At 50.8% G+C, this 4,539-nt stretch carries 2 protein-coding genes and 1 other annotated feature; both genes read left to right on the top strand.

Going from position 1 to position 4,539, the window contains the following annotated elements; genetic code table 11:
* Positions 1 to 1,398 precede the first annotated feature (1,398 nt).
* Positions 1,399 to 1,657: a binding site (T-box leader), on the top strand.
* 79 nt (positions 1,658 to 1,736) lie between these two features.
* Positions 1,737 to 3,248 carry a 2-isopropylmalate synthase gene (locus RTK01_RS15950; protein WP_312281918.1) on the top strand — a complete coding sequence of 504 codons (1,512 nt, stop codon included), beginning with the start codon at positions 1,737 to 1,739 and terminating at the stop codon, positions 3,246 to 3,248.
* A gap of 15 nt (positions 3,249 to 3,263) precedes the next feature.
* Entirely contained in the window at positions 3,264 to 4,532 is a 1,269-nt protein-coding gene (leuC, locus tag RTK01_RS15945; protein WP_312281917.1) for a 3-isopropylmalate dehydratase large subunit, read from the top strand.
* Positions 4,533 to 4,539 lie beyond the last annotated feature (7 nt).

Raw genomic sequence — 4,539 nt, 5'->3', positions numbered from 1 at the left:
CTAAGAACCTACACCTTCTCTACCATGGGTGTCCAACTTGAACTTGCAATTTGCGTTTCATCTTTATTGTATTAAATTAACCAGGCAAATGCCGCGGCTTTCCGCATAGTCCAAAGTGAGAAGCGCTTTATATGCGCCATTTGGGAATCGAGGCTGAACGAAAAGCCGCAACCGGACTCTGCTGACGATGAGCGATAGCGGCCCATTGCAGCGAATTACAGTGAAAAGAATACCTTGAAAAAATATCGCAGGAAACTGAAATCATTATGCACCTTGCGGCGCAACGGGTTTCGACTTCAACGCAATGAGGCAAAGCTACTATGCGCTCCTGCTTGACGTGCAGGGGGTCACAGGTTCGAGTCCTGTATCGTCCACCACAGAATCCCTTAGAGCCTTACGGCTTTAAGGGATTTTTTCCGCGTTTTTCAGGGTGGTATTTGGGGCCGGTTTACCGGTCTTTTGGGGCCTTTTCGGGTCAAAAACGAGGCCAATTGCAGCGAATTGCAGCGGCGGAAAGCCTTAAGGGAGAAAAGCTGGGGCCAATTATAAAATGCAAGGCGCTTCTGTCCACCGTCCATCATAAAACCGCCGTCGTCTAATAAACGCCCTGTAAGCCCCTATAAGTAAAAACGAAGGGAGCGCCGCCGCTATCTTTAATTTGCAAAGGACCATAAACACGAGACGTCCGTCTAGGTATCGATTCATATACGTCAAATAAATATATGAAGCATAATTGAGATTTTTTTCGTATGCGCATAAAATTCTTCAGCTTGCCCTTTTTTACGCAGCCAAAGGTCAGAGCTTCCGATATACCAGAAGCTCTTACGCGGGAATTAACTTAAAGCGGATAAAAAATTGGGCACAGGAATATGGCGGCGATCATGAGGATCACACACAGCGGTTCGCCAATTCTAACATAGTCCATGTATTTGTATCCGACAGGAAGGATTTTCGTCATACAATTTGGGGCACGACGTACTGCAGGATCCGCATCCGGATTGTGTGCTTAGCTTCCACACATGGCCGGACACCCAGACGGGAAAGATGGGTGTTCGCTTTGGCACATTCCATGCTTCGTCGGACACAATCAAGATTAAGGTCAAGGGCAAAGGAGGCCACGGTGCGCATCCATTTAAACATCACCTTTATTCGATTTAGCTTGTATAAATAATTCATAATAGCGTCTGATTTTATTACAGGCTGTGTTTTCCTGCATTCTTTTTTGTGCGATGCTGCCTTAAAGTTCCGAATTTAATTATGCGAAGAAGAAAACTTTGTGCAACTTTTACATTGCATAGGATGTGACGGACTCTCAAAATATTTAAAACGTCAAAAACAAAAAAGTGGGATTGACAAACCATCTGCAATCCTGTAAAGTGACGCTCAATAGCAAAACGAACAGATACGATGACAGGGAAAAAATCTCCCCAGGACGCTTCAGAGAGTTGCCGGACGCTGCGAGGCAATGCAGAGCGGAGAGATGTTACTGGCCCTTGAGTACTTCTGCTGAAACGGCTCAGGCCGTTTAGGCGGGAACGGGTTTCCTCACCGTTACCAGAGAGGCGGGATTCGCTCAAGATAACTGAGCCGATACCGAAAGTGGGCATTTTATGCCAATCGGAGTGGTACCGCGGAAGTTTAGGCTTTCGTCTCTATAATTATAGAGACGAAAGCCTTTTTTTGTTGTCTGTTCGGATATAGAAAGAACGATTCAAACCAGATCAGGAGGATGACGCATGAGATGCATTAAAATTTTTGATACGACTTTAAGAGATGGTGAGCAGTCTCCCGGCTGCAGTATGAACCTAAGTGAAAAGATCGAGATGGCCAAGCAGCTTGAAAAACTGGGGGTAAACATTATTGAGGCTGGATTCGCCATTGCTTCCCCCATGGACTTTAAGAGTGTCCAGGCGATTGCCGCTGCGGTGAACACCTGCACAGTAGCCAGTTTGGCCCGCTGTACCAAAGGCGACATTGACGCCGCCTGGGATGCGGTCAAAGAGGCAAATCATCCCCGAATCCATGTTTTTCTGGCTACCAGCGATATCCACATGGAGTATAAACTGCGGATGACGCGGGAAGAGGTACTGGCCTCCATCAGCGAGATGGTAGGCTATGCAAAATCCAAGTGTCCGGACATCGAATTTTCAGCCGAGGATGCGTCACGCTCCGACCCGGCATTTCTTGCAAAGTGCTATACCGCCGCAGTGGCCGCCGGTGCCACAACACTGAATGTCCCGGATACCGTTGGGTATTCCACACCGCAGGAGATGGCTGATCTGATTACCTATCTCCGCGCCAACGTGATCAATATCGACCAGGTGGATATCTCCGTCCACTGTCACGATGATTTGGGCATGGCGGTAGCTAATTCACTGGCTTGTATTCAGGCAGGAGCGGTGCAGGTGGAGTGCACCGTCAACGGAATTGGTGAGCGTGCCGGAAATGCCAGCTTGGAGGAAGTTGTCATGGCGTTAAAGACTCGTGGGGACTTTTATGATGCGCAAACGCAGATCAATACCCGCCAGATATATAAAAGCAGCAAGCTGCTCAGCAATATCACCGGCGCCCTCATTTCGCCCAGTAAGGCTATCGTGGGAGCCAACGCCTTTGCTCATGAATCCGGAATCCATCAGCATGGCGTGATCGCCAACGCCCAGACTTATGAAATTATAAAATCCACAGATGTGGGAATCCCTCAGAACACCATGGTTTTGGGCAAACACTCCGGCAAGCACGCCCTACGGGAGAAGCTGGTTTCCATGGGTTATGAACTGGCCGATGGAGAGCTGGATGATGTATTTGCCCGGTTTAAGGCGTTGGCGGATAAGAAAAAGACGATCACCGGTTCTGACATAGAGGCCTTGATTTTGAACCGCCGCCATACCGGAATTGATTCCTGCCAACTGATCAGTCATGTAATTAACGCCGGTGACGGCATGCCGAACACCTCCTGCGTCAAAATCAAGCGGGATAATAAGATCTTGCAGGAAGTGGCAATTGGCTCCGGCCCACTGGACGCTTCCTTCAAGGCGATCAATCAAATGTTGGGAATCCGCGTGAGTCTTGACAGCTTCAGCCTCACTGCTGTTACGGACGGGGAAGACGCCATCGGCGAGGCAGTTGTCAAAATCTCCGATGGTACGGGCAATAGCTATACCGGTACTGGATTATCCACGGACATCATCGAATCTTCTATCCGTGCCTATGTCAACGGTATCAATAAAATGATCGAAGCAACCGCATAAAAAGGAGAACGCACAATGGGAATGACGATGACACAAAAGATTCTGGCCTGTCACGCAGGACTTCCGGAAGTTCATGCAGGGCAATTGATTCAAGCAAAACTGGATCTGGTTCTGGGAAACGATATCACTTCGCCTGTGGCGATCAATGAATTCGAGGCCAACGGCTTTACGAAGGTTTTTGACAAGAGCCGCATCGCCATGGTGATGGATCATTTTGCTCCCAACAAGGATATTAAGGCGGCTACCCAGTGCCAGCAGTGTCGAACCTTTGCCCGCCGGTTTGATATCGACCATTATTACGACGTAGGCGAGATGGGGATTGAGCACGCCCTGCTGCCGGAAAAGGGACTGGTTGGTCCCGGCGAAGCCGTGATCGGCGCCGATTCCCACACCTGTACCTATGGTGCGCTTGGCGCTTTTTCCACCGGCGTTGGCTCCACGGATATGGGAGCAGCTATGGCCGCCGGCGAGACCTGGCTTAAGGTACCCTCCGCCATCCGGGTTAATCTCACCGGTGAGCTGCGGCCCTATGTTTCCGGCAAAGACGTGATCCTGACGCTGATTGGGATGATCGGGGTGGATGGCGCTCGGTATCAATCGCTGGAATTTTCCGGTGAAGGCGTCAAGAATCTGACGATTTATGACCGGCTGACCATTGCCAATATGGCCATTGAAGCCGGGGCGAAAAACGGCATTTTCCCAGTGGACGAAGTGACCCGGGCTTATGTGGACGGCCGAGTAAACCGTCCGTGGACAGCTTTTGAAGCAGATCCCGACGCGGAATATGAACGGACCATTGACCTGAATCTCGGAACCATCGACTGCGTGGTGGCATGGCCCCATCTGCCGGAGAACGCCCACAGTGCACGGGAGGGGGCAAATATTGCCATCGATCAGGTGGTGATCGGCTCTTGCACCAACGGTCAACTGCCGGATTTGGCAGCGGCAGCGGAAATTTTGAAAGGCCGCCATCTTGCGCATGGCGTTCGGGGAATCGTGATCCCCGCCACTCAGACGATTTACCGGGAGTGCATTCGCTGTGGCTATACGGAGATTTTTCTTGATGCAGGGTGCATTGTCTCCACGCCTACCTGCGGGCCCTGCCTGGGCGGCCACATGGGCTGTCTGGCCGCAGGAGAGCGCGCCGTCTCCACCACCAACCGTAATTTTGTAGGCCGCATGGGTCACGTGACCAGCGAGGTCTATCTGGCTTCTCCGGCGGTTGCCGCCGCATCCGGTATTGCCGGACATCTCTGCCATCCTGAGGAGGTTATGAACAAGTGAATGCACA

It is taken from the genome of Oscillibacter sp. (genome assembly GCF_031978065.1).
Lineage (GTDB): Bacteria > Bacillota > Clostridia > Oscillospirales > Oscillospiraceae > Oscillibacter.
Note: the sequence above shows the minus strand (reverse complement) of the source record. Positions and strands in the feature narration are given on the sequence as shown.

What these genes read in the sequence shown, in the direction of transcription:
- RTK01_RS15950 (WP_312281918.1), top strand. Translation starts at nt 1,737, where the DNA reads ATGAGATGCATTAAAATTTTTGATACGACTTTAAGAGATGGTGAGCAG.
- leuC (WP_312281917.1), top strand. Translation starts at nt 3,264, where the DNA reads ATGGGAATGACGATGACACAAAAGATTCTGGCCTGTCACGCAGGACTT.